This window comes from Paenibacillus sp. sptzw28 (assembly GCF_019550795.1).
GTDB lineage: Bacteria > Bacillota > Bacilli > Paenibacillales > Paenibacillaceae > Paenibacillus_Z.
Genome location: NZ_CP080545.1, coordinates 1,947,462 through 1,972,792 on the forward strand (window position 1 = coordinate 1,947,462; position 25,331 = coordinate 1,972,792).

General features: G+C 52.3%; 18 protein-coding genes and 1 riboswitch. All 18 genes read left to right on the forward strand.

Annotated features, from left to right (window positions below; all coding sequences use genetic code 11):
* The first annotated feature begins 362 nt into the window (after window positions 1-362).
* The 18 genes from KZ483_RS08760 to KZ483_RS08845 all read left to right on the forward strand — a co-directional run bounded on the left by KZ483_RS08760 (window position 363) and on the right by KZ483_RS08845 (window position 25,276).
* Window positions 363-6,392, forward strand: a complete 6,030-nt coding sequence (locus KZ483_RS08760) for a hypothetical protein (RefSeq protein WP_220352269.1) — start codon at window positions 363-365, stop codon at window positions 6,390-6,392.
* Window positions 6,393-6,505: 113 nt separating this feature from the next.
* Window positions 6,506-6,613: riboswitch (TPP riboswitch) on the forward strand.
* Window positions 6,614-6,912: 299 nt separating this feature from the next.
* The gene (gene thiC / locus KZ483_RS08765; protein WP_220352270.1) at window positions 6,913-8,676 is read left to right on the forward strand and encodes a phosphomethylpyrimidine synthase ThiC; all 1,764 of its coding nucleotides are present in this window, start codon (window positions 6,913-6,915) and stop codon (window positions 8,674-8,676) included.
* A complete protein-coding gene (locus KZ483_RS28390) occupies window positions 8,669-10,117 on the forward strand; it encodes a ThiF family adenylyltransferase (protein WP_258881600.1) in 1,449 nt (482 codons plus the stop codon). The genes thiC and KZ483_RS28390 overlap by 8 nt, the downstream gene beginning before the upstream one ends.
* Entirely contained in the window at window positions 10,114-10,977 is an 864-nt protein-coding gene (gene thiE, locus KZ483_RS08775) for a thiamine phosphate synthase (protein ID WP_220352271.1), read from the forward strand. The genes KZ483_RS28390 and thiE overlap by 4 nt, the downstream gene beginning before the upstream one ends.
* Before the next feature lie 6 nt (window positions 10,978-10,983).
* Window positions 10,984-11,808: a thiazole synthase gene (locus KZ483_RS08780; protein WP_309568655.1), complete on the forward strand. Its 825-nt coding sequence runs from the start codon at window positions 10,984-10,986 to the stop codon at window positions 11,806-11,808.
* A gap of 1 nt (window position 11,809) precedes the next feature.
* Window positions 11,810-12,958 (forward strand): glycine oxidase ThiO, encoded by a 1,149-nt coding sequence (thiO, locus tag KZ483_RS08785; protein WP_220352272.1) that lies wholly within the window; start codon window positions 11,810-11,812, stop codon window positions 12,956-12,958.
* A complete protein-coding gene (gene thiD, locus KZ483_RS08790) occupies window positions 12,955-13,893 on the forward strand; it encodes a bifunctional hydroxymethylpyrimidine kinase/phosphomethylpyrimidine kinase (RefSeq protein WP_220352273.1) in 939 nt (312 codons plus the stop codon). The genes thiO and thiD overlap by 4 nt, the downstream gene beginning before the upstream one ends.
* A 369-nt stretch (window positions 13,894-14,262) precedes the next feature.
* The gene (locus tag KZ483_RS08795) at window positions 14,263-14,472 is read left to right on the forward strand and encodes a circular bacteriocin, circularin A/uberolysin family (protein WP_220352274.1); all 210 of its coding nucleotides are present in this window, start codon (window positions 14,263-14,265) and stop codon (window positions 14,470-14,472) included.
* A 27-nt stretch (window positions 14,473-14,499) separates the two neighbouring features.
* On the forward strand, window positions 14,500-14,718 hold the full coding sequence (locus KZ483_RS08800; protein WP_220352275.1) for a circular bacteriocin, circularin A/uberolysin family: 219 nt from the start codon (window positions 14,500-14,502) through the stop codon (window positions 14,716-14,718).
* Between the two features lie 196 nt (window positions 14,719-14,914).
* Complete coding sequence (locus tag KZ483_RS08805; RefSeq protein WP_220352276.1) at window positions 14,915-16,558, forward strand: hypothetical protein; 1,644 nt, start codon at window positions 14,915-14,917, stop codon at window positions 16,556-16,558.
* On the forward strand, window positions 16,546-17,310 hold the full coding sequence (locus KZ483_RS08810) for an ABC transporter ATP-binding protein (RefSeq protein WP_220352277.1): 765 nt from the start codon (window positions 16,546-16,548) through the stop codon (window positions 17,308-17,310). The genes KZ483_RS08805 and KZ483_RS08810 overlap by 13 nt, the downstream gene beginning before the upstream one ends.
* Window positions 17,307-17,873, forward strand: a complete 567-nt coding sequence (locus KZ483_RS08815; protein WP_220352278.1) for a stage II sporulation protein M — start codon at window positions 17,307-17,309, stop codon at window positions 17,871-17,873. Before KZ483_RS08810 ends, KZ483_RS08815 begins: the two co-directional genes overlap by 4 nt.
* Before the next feature lie 26 nt (window positions 17,874-17,899).
* The gene (locus KZ483_RS08820; protein ID WP_220352279.1) at window positions 17,900-18,544 is read left to right on the forward strand and encodes a hypothetical protein; all 645 of its coding nucleotides are present in this window, start codon (window positions 17,900-17,902) and stop codon (window positions 18,542-18,544) included.
* Window position 18,545: 1 nt separating this feature from the next.
* Window positions 18,546-19,721, forward strand: a complete 1,176-nt coding sequence (locus KZ483_RS08825; RefSeq protein ID WP_220352280.1) for an efflux RND transporter periplasmic adaptor subunit — start codon at window positions 18,546-18,548, stop codon at window positions 19,719-19,721.
* A 1-nt stretch (window position 19,722) separates the two neighbouring features.
* Window positions 19,723-20,931 carry an ABC transporter permease gene (locus KZ483_RS08830; RefSeq protein ID WP_220352281.1) on the forward strand — a complete coding sequence of 403 codons (1,209 nt, stop codon included), beginning with the start codon at window positions 19,723-19,725 and terminating at the stop codon, window positions 20,929-20,931.
* Window positions 20,932-20,951: 20 nt separating this feature from the next.
* Window positions 20,952-21,626, forward strand: coding sequence for an ABC transporter ATP-binding protein (locus KZ483_RS08835; RefSeq protein ID WP_309568656.1), 675 nt, complete (start codon window positions 20,952-20,954; stop codon window positions 21,624-21,626).
* Between the two features lie 258 nt (window positions 21,627-21,884).
* Entirely contained in the window at window positions 21,885-23,639 is a 1,755-nt protein-coding gene (locus KZ483_RS08840; RefSeq protein WP_220352282.1) for a sensor histidine kinase, read from the forward strand.
* Window positions 23,636-25,276: a response regulator gene (locus KZ483_RS08845; protein WP_220352283.1), complete on the forward strand. Its 1,641-nt coding sequence runs from the start codon at window positions 23,636-23,638 to the stop codon at window positions 25,274-25,276. The genes KZ483_RS08840 and KZ483_RS08845 overlap by 4 nt, the downstream gene beginning before the upstream one ends.
* Window positions 25,277-25,331: the final 55 nt, after the last annotated feature.

Below are 25,331 nucleotides of genomic sequence, written 5' to 3' on the forward strand. Positions count from 1 at the left end.
ACAAACCAGGAGACTCTGTTTCAATACCCAAAACCTATACTTTTTCTTTTCCCGATAGAGTTGTAAAAGATATCATATCAGTTAAACCTTACACCCCAAGTATCGATCCCAATGGTTTTTATTTTTCGTCTCGTATTGGTGATGATTATAATTTATATACTTCTTATCTTGGTCAAAACCAATTTACTTCATCAGCGTCAAATGTTGTGGGAAGAGACACTAGCACCATCAGTTTCGACCTTAATGTAACAGGGAAGTTAGAGACAAATTCAGGCGATCACTACAGCACACGTTATAATCCTCCCTACGCTTGTAGTGAGTGCGCCCCTGCGGTAGACGGATGGCGATATTTCTTCCCCATATTGATTCAATTTGAATTGTACGGAAATCTTAAAGTTCACCACTATACAACGGATGGAACAAATATCGACGCCTCTTTTACTAATCAATCGAAGTCAATGCAGACTGGATCTCTATATCCGCCAGCACCTGGAACTAATTCGAATTATGTTTATGCCAATAAGTATAAAGAAACAAAAGATGGTAGTGACCCGGCTTTAAAAACTTCCTTTTTAACAGGAACGCCTTCATTCACTTATGACGGTTCGTTTGATAAATATATCGTCAACTATTACTATGATAAAGTCGCGGACGGTACATCGTACATTCGGCATGTCACACGGGATGGGCAAAGTCTTTCCTCTGTGTTCCCGGACCGAACCGATGCACTGACGACGAATCAGAATTACACACCAACTCATTCTTCAGCAGCAGGATATTCCTACGCGGGATATGTGAAAACGACAACCGGCACGCCACCGACTGATTTCAGCAATTCAACACCTGGCGAGTACGGATTGTCCCCATATAATGGGGCATTTAAGACGTTGTATTTGTATTATGTTTACGACCTGCCCGGTCAAATCAACGTGAGAAATATGGTGAGAACCAGCTCAACCGGAACGTACACAAAAGAAAGTGAAAGCACCATTGCCGTCACATCATTGCCGAACAGTCAAACCGTGTCAGCGGATAGTTCCAAAGGTACGATAATTGGCCGCAGTATGTCGTATACCGGCTATTTGGATACATCCAGTTCGGGTTCAAGCGTAACTGTAAATCTGACAGGCTCACAGCCGAAAGCCTATGTAACCTTTTTCTATGAAAAGGCAGGTACTTTCAGCGGCGATTTCGATGTATTGCCAGGCAGCGTTGCTTATGGGGATTCCTTTACGCTTCATCCGAAAGATTTTCAGCTTCAAGCATGTACATACGTGTCTCATTCTTTCAAAATTGAACGAGGTGTAACGTGGATAGGTCCTGACGTAAACGGACAATCCAGTGATTCCACCTATACGCGAAGTACATACCCTTCGGTTATCGGTGTGGGTACACATAGCGTCTATATGAAAATTAAAACCAGCTGCGGCGAATCGAGCTGGATCGGTCCTAAAACACTTACCGTCAGTGGTCCGACAAATAATTATCCCCCACAATTTACGATTGCATGGGTACGCCCTAGCGAACCGACGAAACCGGTGTATGAAGTGACCAAAGGAACTGTGCTGAATTTAGTGGTTATTAATGATCCTTCTGTGCCAACGCCAACCGATCCGGACGGAGATAGCTTGTCTTTTGATCAGTTCTTCTTTGCCGACAGCGATCCGTGGATGCAGTCCTTGCCAAGCAAGTATCCGGTAGTACCTTGGGGCATGTACAACATCACTATGGATGGCACCGGTTTCCACAATATTACCGCTCAGATCCGCGATCAATGGGGAACTACAGCCCAAGCTTCGACCTATATAAACGTCATTCCGGATAATCCTGTTCCCGTCATTCAATGTCCGCCAAGCGTCATTGAGAATCATCCGGTTCCGGATTCCGCCTTTGATGCAACCAAAAGCTATAGTCCCCTTGGCAGAACGATCAATCACAACAGGGATGAGTGGACAAACAAGCTCACCTCATATACGAACGGAACCAATCAAGACATCACCGTTCAAGTGTCATTGCACGTTTACGATTCAACCGGCCTGAAATCGTTAAATCCGGCTACTTGCAGTATTATTGTCAAACCGGACTTGCCACCGGTCGCCAAGCTCGATGTTCCGAAGCTTGGTATCCGTAACGAACCTTCCGTTATTTTGAATAAGTCCTACAGTCCGGACGGAGATCAGATTGTCGCAGCGGATTATAAGTATAAATACGATGCTAACAATAACGGATTTGCGGACGACGCTTGGAAAACGATCATTGGCCAGATGGACAAGGTGACGATCAATCCGGATAAGGTTGGCAAATATTTGTTCTATGTCAAAGTGATCGAAGAGTATGGAAAGTCGGGAGACACTTCGGCTACTACCGAATCAGCATTAACATTGGACATTGTGAACAATGCGCCGGAAGTCTCGTTCGAAGTGGAAGGGAAGAATCCGCAGCCGGATCTGGATGCAAGCACGACGATCCGACCGGACGTAATGATTAATTGGCCTGTCTATATCACCAATACGAACGAGGAAGTCTACAATAAAAACAACTTATGGACCGTTTCCGGCGGCAGCCTGATAAGCAGTGAAGGTAAAAACTTCGGAAACCAGTATACCAATATTGGTTTTGCTTCACAGGTGATGGATAACGGGTACGGAACGAACCGATTATCGCCATGGAGAGCAGCGACGAGTTTTAACCCTTCATTGACCAATACCTTATTGGATCAGCAAGGGTATCCGGCGACGTTCGATGATCGTTTAACGAAGTTAAAATCGAATAAAAAGTTATTTTACTTCGATCAACGCAAGTTCGTGGGAGGGGGCAAGGTTAGTCTAACAATCTATGCTTTAGATCCCAAGAAGATATCTCCGCAGGTATCGGTTTATGATCCTAACTCATACTATTTAAAGTACCAGTATAGGGATGGCAATCCTTACGTGTTCATAAAAACTATACCTGATACGATTGCTCAATTTGTTTCTTGGGAGTTGGCCGACAAATACCTGTATGTTAAGACTTCTGACGGTACAAATGACACGATAACGGTATACGATGCTTATACCGGTGCGCAGCTCAATCAAAATTCATACGGGCCATACATGGGTAAAGGCGATTCGAACGGCCAAGGATGGTGGCCGATTGACCATTCGAACGGAAGTAAAATTTTGCTTCGAAGTGATAACAACATTTATACAACGTCATCCATGCCATATAGTACACGGTGGCTCGAAATTTCGCCGGACCTTTCGATTAAAGATTTACCGAAATGGACAGTACCTCCGATTAGAAAACCTGAACTTCTCTCTAGTATGCAGGAGTATCGCGTTTCCAAACCGATATTCACGGACCCAAAAGGAGCCATGTATACCTACGAAGGGTACGTTGCCCAAGATAATTTTTACGACATGAATATCGCCAAGTATAATCCCGACATGACGCTGGCTTGGAGGAAGTATCTCACTGCTCCGGATCGCTCGGGGTCTACAAGTCAGGGCCAGGGAGGCGGAGGCAGTATATCGCAGTACTTAAATGGAATTTTCATAAACCCGTTTAAAAATGAATTGACGGTATATAACTATGAGGCGAATGACAGCAGCTATGGAGTGTTATATCCCGTTTATTATGTCCTGGATAGTAATACAGGAACGGTTAAAACCAGGGCGGATACATATGTCGAAGATGGTTCGATATACTCTTGGGATCCGTCCTATACCAAATTTTATGTAGACTTGAATGGAAACAAAGTTCGAGAGAAAACGAGTTCGGTCACCGCTGACGGATATCGCACGTCTTGGCCTTTAACCGGAGGATGTTCAAGTGCGACGATTGATGTGTTTGATCCCTCGGGGAACAAAATACAACAGTCAGCTCCTTATTGCGGCTACTCAAGTCAGCAGCTCTATGGCGAGTACTTTGGGGATGGGTTTGTGATCACAGCATTTCCATCTAACGGACCTAACGGTTCGACAGCTATGGGTTACTCGGTTGGTACGCCGACTACGAGTCCGCTGCTGCGTAGAGGGTATACCAACGGCCAGTTTGTCTCTAACCTCTCGCTAAACGATGCGGACATGAAATTCAGCTTCCGGATGGATAACATTGATTATGACCAAGATTCAGCCGGATTCTCGTTCCGAATGCAGAATACACGCAACCGGTACGCGGTGGAAACGGATGGCCATTCCTTTAATCTGATGAAGTATGTCAACGGTCAGCCGACCTTGCTGAAAGCCGGATCCTATGCCTTTGAGTCCAATAAAAGCTATGGCATCAGAATCAAAGCGGTAGGCAGCCAGATCGATGTGTTCTTGAACAGCATTCCGATTTTGACGGTAACGGATAGCACATTTGCCGAAGGGCGTTTCGGTTATTTCAGCGACAAATCGTTTGTGACGTTCAGTGCCTTTACGTATAAAGCGGTGCAGAACAAAATAGAATGGTCCGACAGCTTTGCCATCTGGGATGAAGGCACGGCCAGCGCGGATGTTGCCTATAATAACATTCTGTTCCTCGATCCGGAAGGCGATCCGAAAGCCGGCTCCTACAGGTGGAGCATTCAGCACACGCCGCGCTTCATCAATAACCAGGGTCTTTCATCAAAGAATGGCCAAACCTATAATTCCGAGCAGCTGACCTTTGACAAAGTCGGCGATTATATCGTCACGCTGCAGGCGAAGGATGATCCGAATTCAAGCTACCGCTATCCGGGTATGACGTTCGACGGGTACCGGAAAAGTTCGAATTCGTTTAAGAAAAAGGTCACAGTACATCGGCGTCCGGCATCCAAATTTACGGTCACTCCCGGCGGCGATGGAAAGCTGATATGGACGGATAGCAGCTATGACCCGGACCGGTATGAAAGCTCTGCTAATTATTCAACCGAGGCTACAGGCATTGATTACAAAACGACCCGAGGCATTTTAGAGAAAAAGTTCTACTATATCACGCCGTCGGGTGTCACCGTATACGAGAAGCTGGTAACACCTCAGGAGAAAGGTAATTACGAGATCGGCATGGCGGTGAAGGATGAGTACGGAGCCTGGTCCGATTATTTGATAGTGTCGCTCGATGTCACGACCATTCCGACACCGAACGCGCCGCCGGTGCCCGGTTTTACGACGAATTACGGGAACACGTTCAGAGGCGTTCCGATCACGATCAACTCCACGGCCTACGATGCGGAAGACGGCGGAAGGGAGAACTTGCCGCACGAGTACTATATCCGCAACATAACAACGGGCGGCGGCGAAACGCTGCAAAGTAAATCAAGAACAAATTGGACCAAAACGTTCAACAGCCTGGGGAATTTCAATATTCGTCAGATGGTTCAGGATTCGGCCGGTGTCGAAGCGCAGTTCAGCAGGCAAGTCAACATTTATAATCAAATACCGAATGCGCAAATCACAGTTCCGGCAAGTACAGACCAAAACAACCCGACGAAGCTGACTGAATTCCGGCCGGCATTTATCTGGAGCTATTTCGATGCTGATGGCGATGTGCAGTCTCGTTACCAGCTCAAGATTTACAAGTATGGCGGCGTTCAGTTTCTCGATACCGACATCAAGCCGGGCAATGTGCTTTCCTGGCGGCCGAGCGTCGACCTGCCGGAGCATGTGAACATGTATGTTGTTGTTCGGGCTTACGACGGATACGACTGGGGTAGCTGGAGCAATCCGAAATATTTCTACATCGAAACGAACCGGCCCCCGACTGCTGATTTCAATTGGACGCCAAGGCCTGTGTACGAAGGCGATACCGTTATGCTGACACATGCTGTAGACGACTTGGACAAGGATCCATTGAGCGTAAAATATATCGTCACGGCCCCTGACGGAGTGAATCAATCATTCTCTTATACGCTCTATAATCCTTATCCTGCCGCCGGTCCGGGCTTTAAAGCAACGAAAGCCGGAACCTATCAGGTTGAGCTTACGGTCTCGGACGGTAAAGCACCCCCAGTTGTTGTCCGCAGAAGCATTCCGGTGCTGCCGCTCATGGTGGGCGGACAAGTGCGGCATACGGAGCTGTGGGATTTACGGCGCAAGGACTACAACACAAACGAAACCGGCGACCCGAATACTCCGAGGGGGTACAGTGTTTTCTGGGCAGGGGAGAAGTTTGTGCTGTCGGCGCAAACAACGGCTACCGGAACCGCCACCAAAGCGGACAAAGTCGAAGTTAAATTGAACGGTTTCAATGTCGTACTCGCAGCTGGGAACGTCGGCCGAACCGACTGGAACGGTGAAATGTGGGATGCGAGCTTCGAAACGCTGGCTGACGGCCCGCTTACTTTTACTTTCACAGCGACATATAATAACGGCACGGTAAAATCCGATATAGTGACGGTAACGATTGCCGGAAATGTGCAGCAGACGGTCGGTGTGCACAGGAGACAATGACCTATTATCAGCCTGAGCGGAGGAAGCGGAATCGGTTAGTTTAGACGGAATTCGCAGCACAGATGTTATAACAAGGTTGACAAAACATACCGGCAGCGGTATGCTCGAACCAGGAAATCCACTAGGGGCGCCGATTTTGGCTGAGATAAAGCGATGATTGCTTTGGTCCCTTCGAACCTGATCTGGGTTATGCCAGCGTAGGAAAGTGGGCTTGTATGTGCGACAACGGGCTTCGTTATTGCAGCAGCTTATCGCTTCGATACGAATTGCCCGAGCCCCGGACCTGAAGCATTGTCTTCATGTTCGAGGCGGAAGACCGCGACATTCAAACCGCTCCTTCGCCGGAGCGGTTTATTTTTATTCGCTTCGGGGAGGGACGTGTCTGATACGGCGGGTGAGCGTGACGACGATCGGAATGACAATGACCGGGTCCGTCCATGCTAAGCTTCTTGTCCAACAATTGCCCATAACCTCATGAGCCTCCTAGGGGATTATCCAATATTCCTCGGGAGGTTTTATTATGTCTATTTTAACGACGCCGCTGCCGGGCAGCCGAAAAGTGTATGTTGAAGGAAGCCGCGCTGATGTACGGGTGCCAATGCGTGAGATTGAATTGTCGCCCAGCTCGAGCCGCAGCGGTACGGAAGAAATGAACGAACCGGTGCGTGTATATGATGCGAGCGGCCCCTATACAGATACCGGTTACGAGGCGGACGTTCGCCGCGGACTGCCTGCTCTTCGCCGTGCCTGGATCGAAGAACGAGGAGATGTTGAAGCTTACGAGGGACGTGAGATCAAGCCTGTGGACAACGGCTTCAGCTCCGAGGAAACGGCTGCCAAGCGGGGCGCCGAGCTGTTCCCGGCTCTGGAGCGCCAGCCGCTCCGCGCGAAGGCGGGTTCCAACGTGACGCAGCTTCATTATGCCCGAAACGGAATCATTACGCCTGAGATGGAGTACATCGCGATCCGTGAAGGCATGGACCCGGAGTTTGTCAGGCACGAAGTGGCTGTCGGCCGCGCGATAATTCCTGCAAACATTAATCATCCGGAATCCGAGCCAATGATTATCGGGCGCCATTTTCACGTGAAAATCAATGCCAATATCGGTAACTCCGCCGTTGCCTCGTCCATTGAAGAGGAAGTGGAGAAAATGACCTGGGCCACCCGCTGGGGTGCGGATACGATTATGGATCTCTCCACCGGCAAAAACATTCATACGACGCGGGAATGGATTGTGCGCAACTCGCCTGTTCCAGTCGGAACGGTTCCAATCTACCAGGCGCTTGAGAAGGTGGATGGCAAAGCGGAGGATCTCAGCTGGGAAGTGTTCCGCGACACGCTGATCGAGCAGGCCGAGCAGGGTGTGGATTATTTTACCATTCACGCTGGCGTTCTGCTGCGCTACATCCCGCTTACGGCAAAGCGTGTGACTGGAATTGTTTCACGCGGAGGTTCGATTATGGCCGCATGGTGTCTGGCGCATCACAAGGAAAATTTCCTTTATACACATTTTGAAGACATTTGCGAAATTATGAAGAAGTACGATGTTTCGTTCTCGCTGGGCGACGGTTTACGTCCGGGATCGATTGCCGATGCCAATGACGAAGCGCAGTTCGGGGAGCTGGAAACGCTCGGCGAGCTTACGAAAATCGCTTGGAAGCACGATGTCCAGGTTATGATCGAAGGTCCGGGACATGTGCCGATGCATCTCATTAAAGAAAATATGGACCGCCAGCTCGAGGTGTGCCAAGAGGCTCCCTTCTATACGCTTGGACCGCTCACGACCGATATCGCTCCCGGCTATGACCACATTACATCCGCTATCGGAGCGGCAATGATCGGCTGGTTCGGAACGGCGATGCTATGTTATGTAACCCCTAAGGAGCATCTGGGGCTGCCGAATAAAGAGGATGTCAAGGAAGGCGTTATCACGTACAAGATAGCCGCGCATGCAGCCGATTTGGCGAAGGGGCACCCGCGCGCGCAGATCAGGGACAACGCGTTATCCAAAGCGCGGTTCGAGTTCCGCTGGCGCGACCAATTCCACTTGTCGCTCGATCCGGAGCGGGCGATGTCCTATCACGACGAGACGCTGCCGGCCGATGCCGCGAAGTCGGCGCATTTCTGCTCGATGTGCGGACCGAAGTTCTGCAGCATGCGGATCACTCAGGATATCCGCGATTATGCGGCCGAACACGGATTGGAAACACAGGAAGCGATCGAGGCTGGCATGAAGGAGAAGGCGGAAGCATTCAAATCGGCGGGCAGCTCGATTTATGCTTAAACCTGCAGAAACGCAAGTTAATCCGGACCGCGAGGCCTGGAGTGACCGCTATTCGCGGCAAATTAGATTCATGCCGATCGGCGCGTCCGGGCAAACGAGACTTGCCGACGCGTGTGTACTGATTGTCGGAAGCGGCGCTCTTGGCGCATCGCTTGCCCAGCATATGGTGCGGGCAGGAATCGGAACTGTCCGTCTTGCAGACCGCGACTTTGTAGAGCTAAGCAATCTGCAGCGGCAGATGCTCTTCGAGGAAGCGGACGCGCTTGCGGCGCTGCCCAAAGCGGTCGCTGCCGCTGACAAGCTGCGCCGCATCAACAGCAGCGTCAACATCGAGCCCTTTGTAGTCGATGTGACGGCGGAGGTGGCGGATCAGCTTGCCGCGGGCGCACATCTCGTGCTTGACGGTACGGACAATGCCGCCACACGGCTGCTGCTTAGCGGGGTTTGCTTCCGCCTTGGCATTCCTTTTCTCTATGGCGGTGTCGCCGGTTCGCAAGGAATGAGCGCAGTTCTTGTACCCGGCGAAACGGCATGTCTTCGCTGTCTGATCGGGGGAGCGGACGAGGGGGAAGCTGGTGAGACTTGTGATACGATCGGCGTAATTTCGCCGATCGTCGAATGGATAGCCGCCCTGCAGGCGGCCGAAGCGCTCAAGTGGCTGAGCGGCAACCGGGATGCGCTGCGGCGGACATGGCTGACGGCTGACTTGTGGCCGTTCCGGGTCCATGAGTCGGCGCTGCCGCTGCCTACGGCCGGCTGTCCTTGCTGCGGCGAAGCTGCGGCCGCCTCCGGCAGAGAAGTGAATGCAGCCGGAGAAGGCAGGACGGCAGTAGCCGAGCGGTCTGACCAAGCCCAGGCGGCAGTAGCCGAGCCGGCGTCTGACCAAGCCCAGGCGGCAGTCGCCAAGCCGAAGGCTGACCAAGCCCGGCCGGCAGCCGCCGAGCCGGCGTCTGGAGAAGGCAGGACGGCAGCCGGAGTAGGCAGGGCTGCGATGGAGCCAGTGAAAGCCGCAGCAGAAGCGGCCATAACGTCTGAAGCAGCAACAGAAAAAGCAGCGGAGTCGGCTGCACTGTCGGCACAAGCAGCTGACACGCATAATGCAGCCCGGTCGGGAGCGCGGATAATAACCGGTGCGCCAGCGGCGGCTTCCGCGGAAAGCCAGCCGCAAACCGTAACCTTGTGCGGACGAGATACGGTGCAGGTAACGCTTGGGCGCGCTATCAATTTGTCCGGAATGCAGTCTAAGGCAGCATCACTCGGCTGTGCTGTAACGTCCAATCCGTATCTGGTGCGGGCGCAGGTGCCTGAAGGTCAGAGGCTTGTACTCTTTCCCGACGGGCGCGTGCTTGTTCAAGGGACGCAGGATATACAGCTGGCGATATCGCTGTGCACCCGCTACATTACCGGGACGATGGCGGAGCAGCTGGAAAGGAGCGAATGAGGTTGAACCGGAAATGGAATGATTTTCGGCTGTACGCCATAACCGGCGAGAATTATCATCCCGGCCGCAGCATGCTGGAAGTCATGGAGCAGGCGCTGATCGGCGGGGCGGACATTGTGCAGCTGCGCGCGAAAGACCTGTCCAAGCAGGAAGTGCTTGCCCAGGGCTTTGCCCTTCGGGAGCTTACAAGACATTACGGGGTTCCGCTTATTATCAACGATCATCTGGATGTCGCGCTCTATGTCGATGCAGACGGTGTTCATCTCGGCCAGGACGATCTGCAGCTTGCGGAAGCAAGACGCATACTCGGTCCGGAACGCATTATCGGCATATCGACGCACAATATCGGGCAGGCGCTTGAAGCGGAGCGCGGCGGCGCCGATTATATCGGCGTCGGACCTGTTTTCCCGACAGGCACGAAGCCGGGGCGGATGGCGGTAACGACGGATTACGTACGGGAGGCTGCGCGGCAGGTTTCGATTCCCTTCGTAGCGATCGGCGGAATCACGCTGGAGAATGTGGATCAGGTGCTTGATGCCGGCGCTGCGCGTATATGCGCTGTATCAGCCATCGTCGGCAGCAGCGATGTCGCAGGGAGCTGCCGCGCTTTCCTGAAGAAGATAAAGCTTCGGGAAGCAGGCGATAAGCTGGGCGATTCACCGTTTACCGTTCTGCTGAACGGGAAGAGCGAGAAGACGACTGCTCGCACAGTAGGCGAGCTGGTCATACAATTAGGTCTTGTCGGCAAGCGCATCGTGGTCGAAATGAACGGCGCGATTATTTCTCGCGAGATATGGAATACAACACTGCTCGAAGACGGAGCATCGCTGGAGCTGGTGCATTTTGTCGGAGGAGGCTGAGTTATAGTGACGGAAATTGAGCAAAATGATCCGTTTATCATCGGCGGCAAGCGGCTGTCTTCACGTTTTTTTCTCGGTACGGGAAGGTTTCCCAGTCCGGCCGTGCTGCAGCAGGCGCTTGAAGCGTCGGCGGCGGAGGTAGTAACATTCGCGGTACGCCGGGTGAACCTTGATTCAGTCGAGGACGATTCGATTCTGCAGCACATGGCGGGCAGGGAACTGACCTACCTGCCGAACACTTCGGGGGCGAACAATGCCGATGAAGCCGTGCGCATCGCAAGATTGGCGCGGGCTGCAGGTCTGGGCAGCTGGATCAAGGTCGAGATCAGCGCGAATCCGCGGTCTCTGCTTCCGGATCCGCTGGAAACGTTGAAAGCGACGGAGAGGCTTGTGCGAGAACAATTTGTCGTACTTCCCTATACATCAGACGATCCTATCCTGTGCAAACGTCTGGAGGAAGCCGGCGCAGCCGCCGTTATGCCTGGCGGTTCGCCGATCGGCTCGGGTCTTGGCATTCTTAATCCCTATAATATAGGACTCATCGTAGAGGAAGCTTCCGTTCCGATTATCGTAGACGCGGGCATAGGCTCCGCTCTCGATGTCGTACAGGCGATGGAGCTCGGCGCGGACGGCATTCTCGTCAATACTCCTGTGGCGAAGGCGAACGACCCGGTAGCGATGGCCAGAGCGATGAGGCTCGCCGCCCAAGCAGGCAGATTGGCCTACCAGGCCGGACGCATTCCGAAGCGCCGATACGCTTCGGCAAGCAGCGAGACCGAGGGGATCTCAGCCCCTGTACTAGTGAAAGCGGCTCCGGAAGGGAGCTTATAAGATGCCGGAGCGGGTCATTGTACTTGGCGGCGGCATCATCGGGCTTGCCTGCGCGTTCGAGGCGGCAAGCGGCGGCGCGCTCGTATCCGTAATAGAGCCGGGAGCATTCGGCGGCCAGGCGTCAGGCGCAGCGGCAGGTATGCTGGCACCTTATACGGAAAACCCCGAGCAGCCTGACCCGTTCTTTCATCTGTGTCAGGACAGCTTGCGCCGGTATCCGGCATGGGTGAAGAGGGTCGAATCGATTTCCGGCATGGATGCCGAGCTGCTGCATACCGGCAGCTTGACAGTGGCGATGCACGAGGCGGATGTGCTGCCGCTGCAGACCCGGATCGCCTGGCAGCGCGCGCAAGGAGCCGAAGCGGAATTGGTCGGTCCGGAGATGCTGAGCCGGCTGGAGCCGGAGCTGTCGGCTCAAGCGGTTGCTGCCTTATACTGCCCGGGCGAGAGCCATATTAACGCGCCGAAGCTGGTTGCTGCGCTTGAGGCGGCATGCCGCAAGCTGGGTGTTGCGCTCCTGGCCCACGCGGGAGAGATCGACGCTCCAAGGATCGGCGGCGCATCCGGAAGCGGCATATCCGTATCGACAAGCGGGCACGGCATCGTGAAGGGAGACACGCTGATCGTTTGTACCGGAGCCTGGGCGTGCTATTATGCGGAAACCTTCGGCTTCCCGATACCCATTCATCCGATAAGGGGCCAAATATGCTCATTTAACGCACCGCCTCCGGCCAGAGTCAATCATATGGTATTTTCCAGCCAAGCGTATTGGGTCGGAAAACAAAACGGATCGCTTGTATGCGGAGCCTCTGAAGACGTTGCAGGCTACGATTCTTCGGTAACGGGCCGAGGAATCGACCGGCTTGTGCGTTGGGGGCCGAGGCTGTTTCCTTTCCTTCAAGGGCTTGAGCCGGCGAGCAAATGGGCCGGACTGCGTCCCGCAACCCGGGACGGCCTGCCGTTGATCGGTCCTGTACCTGGAAGGCCGGACATTATTCTGGCGGCCGGTCATTACCGGAACGGCATTTTGCTCAGTCCTGTAACAGCTTCTATCGTTGCGGATCTGCTGAACGGGCGGACGCCCGGGACGCCGATTGCGCGGTTCGCTCCTGAACGCTTCGCACCTGCGACGTCAAGGAGTGCGCGATGAGCGGGAGCTTTTACACGTCGGGCCGGCATCATCCGCGATTCCAGTCAAATGCCCGCGAAACAGAGCTGCCGCAAACGGCAGCTCCCGGAACGGACTTTCCGCCGCGGGTGCTTACCGTCGCGGGATCCGATTCGGGCGGGGGAGCCGGCATACAGGCCGACTTGAAAACGTGCCAGGAGCTGGGGGTATTCGGCATGAGCGCCATTACGGCGGTTACGGCCCAGAACAGCCTCGGCGTTCAATCAATCTATCCGATCCCGCCAGAGGTGGTGGAAGCGCAGATTGATTCGGTACTTGGCGACATCGGCGCGCATGCCGTAAAAACCGGTATGCTGCTTGCCCCGGATATCGTCGAGCTCGTTGCCCGGGCGATCCGCCGTTACGGCATTGGCCATGTTGTAATCGACCCGGTGCTGCATGCCAAGGACGGCTCGGCTCTGCTGCGCCGCGAGGCGCTTACGGCATTGAAGACGATGCTGATTCCGCTCGCCGAAGTATTAACGCCCAACGTGCCGGAGGCATGCGAGCTTCTTGATGTGCCCCTCACCGATATCGTTACGGTCGACGATATGGTCGCGGCGGCGCGTAAACTGCTCGAGCTTGGTCCGCGAAATGTGCTGCTTAAAGGAGGACATTTGCCATATGATGATGGAAAAGGAGTCAGCGGAGAAGAGGCAATTGATGTGTTCGTGGAGCAGGCCGGCAGCTCGAATGAGCCGCTCCTGCTGCGCGCCCGGAGGCTCCCGACCAGGCATACGCACGGGACCGGCTGCACGACGGCGTCGGCGCTAGCCGCTTTTTTGGCGCACGGCAGTCCGCCTCACGAGGCCGCATTACGAGCGAAGCAGTTCGTAACCGCTGCGATTTCTTCCTCTCTCCCGCTTGGCTGCGGGACCGGGTCTCTCTGGCACGCGGCATATCGGGATACCCATTAGTCAGCCATACACAAACAAAACCAGTGTCGAATTTTAAGTTCATTGCGAACAAATTCGACATTGGTTTTGTTTTTTTAGCATCAATATTGTGATATAAGCCTAAAGGCGGTACCTCAATTGTAAGAAATTGTTAAGATTAGTTAATAAATTCCTGATCCGCAATACCCGATGTTTACAAAAACGCAATTTCACAGCCTAAAAAAATAGGGAAAAAGAGTGGTAATTCAGTTCGTTTTACGTCAATCATGTTGGAATCTGTTACACCATATAAATAAAAGAAACAATCCGTCCCGATAAATTAGGAAAATTTTACGATTGTTAGAAGTTTTTGATAATTCATATAATGAGTGCGGAAGGAGGTGAAAGAAAATGGAATTGGATTTGGCTGTTACAATCGGACTGCCTGCACTTATCGCCCGCCGTGTCGTTAACCTGGTTCTGGCTGGGGCATCCTTCTGGTCGATTATGTCGCTTATCATCGCAGGCGGCGGAATCGTTGGTATCGGCATCGCGAGCTTGATCTATCTCGTGAAGCGCAAGCTGAAAGAGTGGACGGCAGACGCTGTAGTTGCATGGTAATAACATCATATCGGAGGAGGTAAATACGTGGAACAACTCGCTTTAGAGCTTGTAGCATCGCTTGGTTTAAGCGTTGAAACCGCATACGCCGTAATTCGCATGGTTATGGCCGGTACTTCCATCTGGTCCATTATCGGCATCATACTGGCTAGCGGCGGCATTATCGGTATCGGATACGCCACCCTGGTCTATCTGATTAAGCGCAAGTTGAAAGAGTGGTCCTTCAAAGCGGTTGCAGCTTGGTAATCGGATAAAGCAACCGCTTTGAAAGAAAAGGTTGTTACGGAAGAGCAGGGAGGCTGCAACCTGCCTGCTCTCTTTAATCAATAGAAATATCCGCCAAAGGATACACGTTTCTTCCGGATCACACCAGAGGCGGCTAAATATAGAAAAACTATAATTTTAACATTAAATTAACATGACAAAGGGTTGTGTGTAAAGCTTGAAAAAGTTTTTTTTCTTGCTGCAAATCCAGCATCTGCTCTACTTTCGCTGGTTCGTCACTCAATTTTTCAGCGCAGCCCGAATTCGGTCCGGTCATGTGGCATTGCTGTTTGCCGGATTGCCGGTTTTGACGGCAGGGATCAGCTATTTCGTCTTTCGTGCAATATTTCTGTTAACAAGGGCAGGGGGCTATGTGCCGGAAGCGGATCATCTGTCCGCCGCCTTCTCGGTTATCTATATGCTGCTTGGCCTAACGTTTATTACGGATGCATATAAAGAGGTGTATATTCGCGCATTTCACTCTAAAGATACTGAGTTCGTACAGGTCCATTACGGAGCATCCGCCAATGTCCAGTTGATCAAGCTGATTGACGTGTATGCCTGGAAGATCGTATTTCCGTTCGTACCGCTCGTTATCGGGGGTTCAATCGCCTTTAACGCCATTTTCACTCAGCATATTCCGGCGGGCTGGTACACGACTTCGCTGCTGCTCCTTGCCGCAAGCTCCCTAGCCGTTCGGATTCTGGTAATGACGGTTTCTTTTCTAAGGCGGAACGGGAGAAAGCTTGGCAGCTCGGCTATAACATTTGTGATGAAATCGGCGCTCTTTGCCGCACTTGGATACTTCGCGATCAGGTGGGTGGGCAGCAGCTCTCTAAGCACCGTAATTGCGGATGAGGCAGGCCGGCTGGCTGCCATCTCCGATACGCTGGCCAGTCCTTATATTCCTTCGAACTGGTTGCTCTCGGGGCATTCAGGGTGGTACGCAGCATGGACTGTTTTATTGCTTGCAGCGGCGGTGACGTTGGTTTACCGGCTGCAGGACAGGTTCATATCGCTTCGGCAGGAATTGCCGGAGACGGTGCTGAACGCCAAGCGGAAGGTCGATCTTATTGGCCGTTGGAATCGGCCGATGTGGAACCTGTTCGCCAAAGATTTAATGCTGCTCTCAAGGGACCACTATAATGTACTCCCATCCTTAAGAAATTTCGTGCTGATTCTCATGGTCCTGATCGGAATCGGAACCGGGATCCGCGAGATGGGGTGGCTTCAATCCCCGGCTGTCTCGTTCTCGGCTATGTTTGCCGCTCAGCTCATGCTGTCAAGCTTCGCCGGCTTCCTCGTATCGCGAGCCACAAGCGTGGACGCGGAAGGGATGATGATGCAGGTTCTGCTGACGCATCTACGGACGCCCAAGAGTATCTATAAAGCGAAAATCATGCTGCATTTTACGCTGACGACAGCGCTCGGTTTCATGGCAAGCCTCATATTATCCATCGTCCTTAATCTTACTCTCAGCTTGGCGGCATTCAGCCTGCTGTCGCTTGTGCTTATCAATCTCGTTTCAAGTCTGGCCTCCGTTACATCCTCTGCGATGTACCCCCGTTTCGATTGGGAGGATGAATCCCGGATCGGCACGTCGGAGAAAGCTTCATTGATCGAGTCGCTTATTTTGCGGGGATACGAATTGATGCACATCACCGTAATGGGCACGTCAGGAGCGATGCTTTACGGCAAAAGAATTACCGAGGAGCTGTTTTTTGCCGTGTCGGCTGCGGGAATCGTATTGTCGAGTATGATATGGTGCGCAGTTTTGACGTGGCTGCTCACTAGACCGTGGTGGAAGGAATGGCGATTGTGATGGAAAAGCTTCGGGTGAATAATTTGTCCTATCGTTATAAAGGCACTGACCGGCCTGCTGTGGAACAAATCAGCTTTACAGTGGAGGAAGGCGAGGTTGTTGGTCTTCTTGGTCATAACGGCGCCGGCAAAACGACCATTCTCAAATGCATTGCCGGCCTGCTGAAGCCGGGAGAAGGCGAAGCCTCGCTCGGCGGCGCTCCCAGTAAGGAAGGCGGAGGTGCTGAGCCGTCACTCGGCTATGTTCCATCCGACATCTATTTGTACAATTTATTGACTGTTGAGGAGATGATCCGTTTTACGGCAGGTCTGCATGGGCTGCCCCGGACGGCCTGTGAGAAGCGGATGAACGAATTGCTGCACGTTTTCCAGCTGGACGATAAGCGGTCCGAATATGTGAAAACCTTGTCTCACGGCATGAAGCAGAAGGTGGCGATGATAACCGGCGTCATCCATCATCCGGGATTGCTTGTGCTCGATGAGCCGATGACCGGATACGATGCGCTCTCGACGAAGGAGACAAAGACGTTCCTGCTGTCGTATGCGAAGGAGCGCAAGGCCGGCGTTCTGCTATCGTCCCACCGGCTTGACATTGTCGAGGACATCTGCCGCCGTGTTGTGGTCATTCATGCAGGAACGATGGTATACAGCGGGGGAATACAGGATTTGAAGAAACAGGCCCATGCTTCCGGCACATTGGAGGAAGCGCTGCTGCGTATCTCCGGCGAAGAAGCCGGTCCGGTGAACGAATGAAACCGGTCATGCTCAGAGAAGCCCTTGCCTATGGCTGGACAGTGTTTCGTTCCCTTATTCTCGCCGCTTTCATTCTTTATGCTCTCGGAGCGGTCGCAGGCGCGATTGTGGGAGCCGGTACGCCGATTGAACAGCTGGAACGTTCGGACCCGGGGCTGTTGTCGAGAAACCCTGCGACCTACATTGTCCATAATACGCAAAGCATTGCTTATTTCATCGGCGGAATGGTTACGTTCGGACTATCAAGCCTGTTCGCACTGTTGTTCAACGGTTTTTTGATCGGGTACCTGCTTATCGGCCTGATGAAGCATATCCCCGTTATTCCGGCGCTGCTGCACGTGATACCTCACGGATTGTTCGAGGTGCCGGCGATGCTGCTTGCCGGGGCAGTCGGCCTGTATCCTCTGCGGGCCATTATCCGGTATACAAAAGCCAAAGAGAAATTCGTCTTCGACTGGAAACCGATACTTGGATGCACTGCGGCGTCCTTACTGCTGCTATGGGTCGCAGGCATGATCGAAGCATGGTTTACACCGATTGTCGTGATGGCATTAAGCTCATAATTTAGCGAAAGCCGGGAGGGTTAAGGATGGTGCTTACAGATGTGGCGAAGGTGATTGTAAATCCGAAGCCGATCATGGAAAAATGGATGAAGCGGGAGCAGTTCTTCTCGCTCATTGCGATTATAAGCATTTTCTCGCTCGTGCTTGCGGTTGCGTCCATCTCCTTCTTCAGGGCGGAAGACATGAGCAAGGTACTCGGATACTCCATCGAATCCGATACCTACGAGGCCTATAAAATTTTTATGATGCTGGGCTCCGGCATCGTCGCTTTATTCACCCCGGTGGTATTCATATTATTAAACTCGATAGTGAACAAACTGCTTCTTCTGCTGTTCCGGGTCAACATTCCGTTTCGTCAGCTGTTCATTCTAGGCAGCTTCGCCTACATCCCGCTGCTGATGGACACGCTCCTCCGTATAGGCATCCAATTGTTTACACTGAAGCCTCTAATGGAGTCGCCAGCCAAACTATTCCCGTTTCTGTCCGCTGAGGATTCCCCTATCGCCGGCATGCTTTCGGCTTTGACCGTATTTGGCATTTGGAGCATGCTGCTCTATACGCTCGGTATCTATTTGATGTCACCGGAGAATCGCCGTGTCAGAAGCGTGGCGCTGGTGATCGTCACTTGGCTTGCATCGTCGCTCATTTCGGGATATATCGGCGGTATATAGAGTGAAGAAGACATATATCTGGGCAGCCATTCTGACTGTAGCTGCGGTTGTGACTGTGAATATATGGGTGACCGCTGATCAGCCCTCCTCTTCATCAACACCGGCAGTCGTTGCAACCGTTACCGTTCACAAGGAGCGGATGAGCGACTCGATCCTTGCTTCCGGCATCGTTCTGCCGACTGCTGAGGAGAAAATTTATCGCGACGGAGAACTGGGTGAATATGATCTACTGGTCCATGAGGGACAGCGAGTGAAGCAGGGAACGCCGCTGCTTCGCTACCACGGGGAAGAACTGGAACGACAGCTTCGCGATGTGGTTCTTTCAAGAAAGAGGCTGGACCTTCAGCTCGCAGATAATCGGGGGAAAGTGACAGAGCTTCAGCAGCAGTTCAAAAACCGGATCAGGACCTTAAGCGGCGATACGGACGGCAGCGACACCGATGCCGCGGTCAATCAAACCGCTGAGGAGCTGCGCGCCTTGCAGCAGCAAATCAAAGTATCGGAATTTGAGATAAAGGGGCTCGATGAGCAGCGAAAGACGCTTGAAGAGAGGCGCTTGAGTATGCTGGTCAAAAGCCGTATTTCCGGCGTTGTCCACCGGACGATCACCGAGGACGGGCTAAGCGGCAGCGAGTCAACGGCCCCGATACTTCATATTGTTTCCGAGCCGGAGTACCACATAGCAGGTACGATTACGGAATTCGACGCCGTACTCGTTCAGCCGGGACAAACGGTCACCGTTAAGCCGAAGGTTCAACCGGACGTGAAATTGAAAGGCGTAATCCGGAAGATCGACTATATTCCCGTAGAAAGCTCCACCGGCGCTGACACTGCCGCACAGAAGGATGCGGTCACGTCTTACCCCGTTGTTATCGATCTTGTTGAGCCCAGCGATGCGCTGAAATACGGGTACCATGTATTTATTGAAATCAGCCTGCAGCTGAAAGGCGAGCGGCTGGTCGTCCCCTATCAGGCGGTGCGGAATGAAAACGGCCAGGAAAGCGTCCTGCTTGTAGAGGGGGGTATCGTGCGCACCCGGCATGTAGTGACAGGCGAATCCAACGACAGCTTCGTCGAAATCGTCGAGGGTCTGAGGGAAGGGGAACAAATCGTTGCGAACCCCAATACGGAGCTGAAGGACGGTACAGCCGTACAAGCTGAAGGAGCGCCATCGTAATATGGTGGGTGAATATGTCAAAATCGCGATTTTCTCGATTGCCGCAAACCGACTCCGTTCATTTTTGACCATGGTGGGCATTATCGTCGGAGTTTCTTCTGTCATCACAATTGTCGCGATCGGCCAGAGCGGCGAACAGATGCTTAAGCAGTTTTTCTCTACCGGTGGAAAGCATACGCTGGATATTGATTTCCGGTACTTTGAGGAAGAAGGGGCCGGAATGGGGGGACAGACGCTTTCGGAGCCGCTGTTCACGGAGCGGGATATCGAACTGATACGGAATATACCGGAAATTTCACAGGTTATCGCCGTCAATACGAATACCGCGGAGGCGGGCTATCTGGACAGGAAGGCAAATGTTCAGCTTACAGGCATTTCGCACGGCTATGAAGACATTAACCCCATGAAAATCACCCAGGGGCGGTGGCTGGCGGCCGCCGATATCCGCCAGAGCAGAAAGTCAGCCGTAATTGGGGAACGGCTTGCCGACAAGCTGTTTAATGGAACATCAGCCCTCGGTGCGGTAGTGGAGGTGGAGGGGGTTCCTTTTAAAGTGGTGGGCATTGCGGAGGAAGACTCCGGTCCGCTTGCCGGTCTGGCAGGCTCCAGGATGTATGTTCCTCTTTCCGTTTGGCCGGTTATGTACGGGAAGGACGAGATTCAGGCGCTGACTATTCAGGCTGCGGACGAGAACAAGCTTCAGACCGCAGGCGAGAAGGCTGTCGAGCTGCTCAACCAAACGAAGAAGAGCAACCGGAAAACAGGCGAGTATACGATATTCAATCTGGAGGAGCTTCGCAAATCGCTCTCTACGATTTCCCGCATTATGACATCCATTATCGGAGGCATCGCCGGCATTTCCCTGTTCGTAGGAGGGATCGGGGTGATGAACATCATGCTCGTCTCCGTTACGGAGCGCACGAAGGAAATCGGCATCCGTAAAGCGCTTGGCGCGACGCGTGGTGAAATACTGACGCAGTTTCTGATCGAATCGGTCATATTAACGACAGCCGGCGGTATCATCGGGGTTTCGCTCGGATGGGGATGTTCATACCTCGTAAGTATGATTACGCACTGGCCGCCGATGATTTCATGGCCGGTTGTGGCCGGCGGAGTGTTATTCTCTATGCTCATTGGTATCGGGTTCGGTATTCTGCCCGCAAGCCGGGCTTCCAAGCTGCTGCCGATCCAGGCGCTGCGTCATGAATGACGGAGGGGTTGAAAGGTTTCATGAATATCATAGAACTGCGGGGCGTTAATAAGCATTACAGGGGGGCGGAAGACCTTCATATTCTGAGAGATATCAATCTGAATGTGACTAAAGGCGATTTTGCCGCTATCATCGGACCGAGCGGTTCGGGCAAATCGACCCTCATGAACGTAATTGGCTTGCTTGATGCGCCGACCTCCGGGGCGTACATGCTGGAGCAGCTTGATGTCAGCTTGCTGTCCGATATGCAGGCAGCCAAGGTCCGCAGCCGAAAAATCGGTTTCGTATTCCAGCAATTTAATCTGCTGGCCCGCCTGAATGCCCTCGAGAATGTTGAGCTGCCGATGATTTATGCAGGCATGCCGAAGAAAGAACGAAGAGAACGGGCGCTCCACTTGTTGGAAATGCTCGGCTTGGACCATCGATTCCGGCACAGGCCGGCCGAGTTATCGGGCGGGCAGCAGCAGCGGGTCGCAATCGCCCGCGCATTGGCCAATGATCCTGTTCTGCTGCTGGCTGATGAGCCGACGGGAGCGCTTGATACGAAGACAGGCCACGAGGTGCTGGAACTGCTCCTTCGGCTCAACGAGCAGGGCAACACCATCCTGCTTATTACTCATGACCCTCAAATTGCCGGGTACACCAAGCGGACTGTCACGCTGCAGGACGGTTCGATCGTCAGGGACGCCATTTAAACAACCGTGCCGCGTCTGCCGGTCCATAACTGCAAGTAATAAAAGATAGCCTTCCGATAACAGCCGCCCCTCTGTTATGTGAAGGCTTCTTTGGCTGCCAAAAGTGCTGTTTACTTTATTTTATGCCCTGTTTCATCAATTGATCGCACGTTAGAATGAAAGAAATACCTCTTATGCCCTGAGCTTCCATTGCTTCGCCGGGTCTTGTTATCTACAATGAGGCTACTATGATAATTTAGGGCGAGGTGCGAGTACGGAATGCCCCGGTATAATCTGTTTAGAAAGATGGTTATTCTGCTCCTCATTATGCTGGTGCCGATTGTCGGGCTTTACTTATACTCTAATAAGACCAGTACCGGTGTTCTCGGCGAAGAGCTTAACCGCTCCAACACGAATCAATTGATTTTTTTTCAGAACCAGGTAAATACGAATATGGATCTGCTCACGCTGTGGCCCAATCTGTTGATCCAGGATCCGGACATCCTCACCCTTAAGGACATATTCAGCTACAGTAAGTATCTGGATCTGGAACCGATCACGTTGATCAAGCGGATCCAGACGAAGCTGAACATTCAGGAGAGCTCGTCTGATTGGAGAAGCAGCCTGTTTATCTACTCACCCTTGCTGCAGCGAGTTATATCTGTCAATGATGTAAGGACTTATAACGATACGGAGCTGAGAAAAAGACTGAAGCCCGGCTGGCAGGTCGCCAGGAAAGCGGGACAAAACGGTTTCCTGTTCTCCTTAATTACCGTTTATCCTTATTCGGAGCTGCATGACCCGGCAAATGCCAATCTGATTATTGAGCTTCAGTTCGACAGCGTCAATATTCAGAATATGCTGGATAAATTCAAGAGCGACGGGCGAAGGGATCCCGTATTCTACAAGAAAGGAACCGGAGTCATTTACAACAGGACCGCCGATACGAAGCTTGCGGACAAGATTATTGCGAGCCTCCAGGACGAGAAGCTTCATGACATCGATTACCGGACGGTCAAGGTCGACGGCAGCTCGTACATGGTGAATGTTGTGAATTCGAAGACAACCGGCTGGTATTTGATAGACTACATGCCGCTCGCGGACATCTTCAAGCCGATTCAAAAATCCAATCTCCTCTTCTACATTTCCGTCGGCTGTCTGCTTCTGATGAGCTGTTTGGCGGCTTATTTATTGTACGCCCAGGTACAGGTTCCGCTGAAAAAACTGGTGCAGGGCTTTCAAAGGCTGAAGAACGGCGATTATTCGGTACGGATGGAGTCCAAAGGCAACAATGAATTCGGCTTTGTTTTTGCCAGGTTTAATTCGATGGTCGCGCAAATTCAGGACTTGTTCGAGAAAGTGTACATGGAGAAAATCCATGTTCGGGAAGCCCGCCTCAAACAGCTTCAGTCTCAGATCAATCCTCACTTCTTCTATAATTGCTTCTCATTCATATCCAGCATGGCGAAGCTGCAGAATCACCAGGCCGTCGTGGCAATGTCGCAAAATTTATCCAAGTATTATCGTTACACGACGAGGCAGGAGCGGGATTTGGTGCCGTTATCGGAAGAACTGGAGTTTGTGACGAGCTATCTGGAAATTCAGAAGATGCGGATGAAACGGCTTGATTATGATATTGAAATCCCGCTGCGCATGCGAAAGCTGGATATCCCTCCGCTTATCCTGCAGCCGCTGGTGGAGAATGCTGTGATACATGGCATCGAAAGCCGAAGCGACGCGGGATGGATCAGGATTTACGGACAATATGAAGGAGACCGGATGTGCATCATCGTGGAGGACGACGGCAAAGGAATGGAACCTGCAGAGCTTGCGGCGCTTGAGAGTAAGCTGTATAAGCCGATGGATGAGAAGATGGGCTGCGGGCTGTGGAACGTGCACCAGCGTATGCAGCTGCGCTTCGGAGATGCAGCCGGATTGAACGTATCGGAATCTCCGCTTGGGGGATTGAAGGTCACGCTTAAGCTGGACCTTGGAGCAGACGGGCGGCAATCAAACGATGGAGGGCAGCTATGATTGAGATATTACTTGTTGACGATGAGTCATATGTTACGGAGAGCCTGGCTAAGACAATTCCGTGGCAGGAAATCGGCGTCACAAGCGTTTATCAGGCAAGTTCTGCGCAGGAAGCGCTGCAAATATTGGAGGAGCAGTCCGTCGATATAATGGTTACCGACATCAGGATGCCGGAAATGGACGGGCTGACGCTAATCGCGACAGTCGCCGAGCGGTGGCCTCATATCCGCAGCATGCTGCTGACCGGACACTCTGATTTCGAATATGCGAAGAAAGCAATTCAGCTCCAGGCGTTCGACTATATTTTAAAGCCGGTAAACGACGATGAATTTGTGCAAAGCGTAACGAATGCGATCGAATCGCTTAAGGACGAGTGGAGCCAGTCGGACAAGTACAATCAGCTGATGTATAACCGCAAATCAGATTTTGCCGTACTGAGGGCCAATTTAATGCACGACCTGCTGCTGGGCCGCAAGCTATCCCACAAAACCGTAGATGATAAGCTGAAGCAGTACGAGCTTCCTTTCAAGATCGGAGAAGCGGCGGTTCTGATTCTCGTTCAGCTCAGCGATTCCTTTAACGGACTGGATCATCATTCGATATCGCTTATGGAATATGCGGTCGGCAACATTGCCGAGGAAGTGTTCGCGGGCGAATTTCATACCTGGAATTGCAAAGCTCCGCATAACTGCGTGGCGGTGCTGGCAGCCCTCGACGAGGATTACATCCGCAGGATCGAACTTTCGAACGACTTCGAGAAACGTCGGCGGGACAGTCTGGAGGAGAGAGTGCGGCTTTTCCGGAACAATGTGAGCAATTATTTGAAGGGGGAGATTTCTGTCCTTCTGACGGAGTGGTTCGAATTTCCGGACGAAATTCCGGCAGCGTATCGTGCAGGTTTAAGCGCGATGCTGCCAAATCAAGCCGATGCAGCGGGCGGAATCATTTTTTTGGAGGACCGGCATGTGAGCGGCGATACCTCCGTCAAATCGATCGATCTGCTCTACAAGCCGCCTACGCTTATTCATCTGCTGGAATCAAACCAATGGGACACCGCAGAGCACAAAATTAACGAGGTGTTCGCCGATTTGGAGCAAAGGCGGTATACCAGGGAGCATCTATATGGCGTTTTATTATCCATAACGAATGCGTTCATGTATATGTCGCACAAGCAGGGCAAATATATGGCTGAGCTCGATCCATCGGGCTATAACCCTTTATTCGATCAAAGCCTCCTTCATTCGCCAGGCCGTGTCCGGGAGTGGTCGGTCGCTATTCTCGGCAAGCTAGAGGCGGAATTGTCCGTCAGCGCGCTGAATACCAAAAGCTTCATTATCCGGCAGGTCCACGAGATCGTATCGACGGATTTGGGGCAGGAAACGTCGGTCAAGATGATCGCAGACCGCGTGTTTCTCCATCCGGTGTATTTGTCCAAAATCTATAAGGCCGAGACTGGGGAAAGCCTCGGAGATTACATTATCCGCATGCGGATGGAGAAGGCTCATTACCTTCTGAAGAACAGCAATAAGAAGATTTATGAAATTACCTCCGAGCTCGGCTATCAGAACCCGCAGTATTTCAGCAAAATGTTCAAAAAGTATTATGGCGTGACGCCGGGCGAATTTCGCGATCAATAAACAGGTTTGCAAAGGTGCAGAAATCTTCGTTTAATGACATAGGCCGGCGGACGAC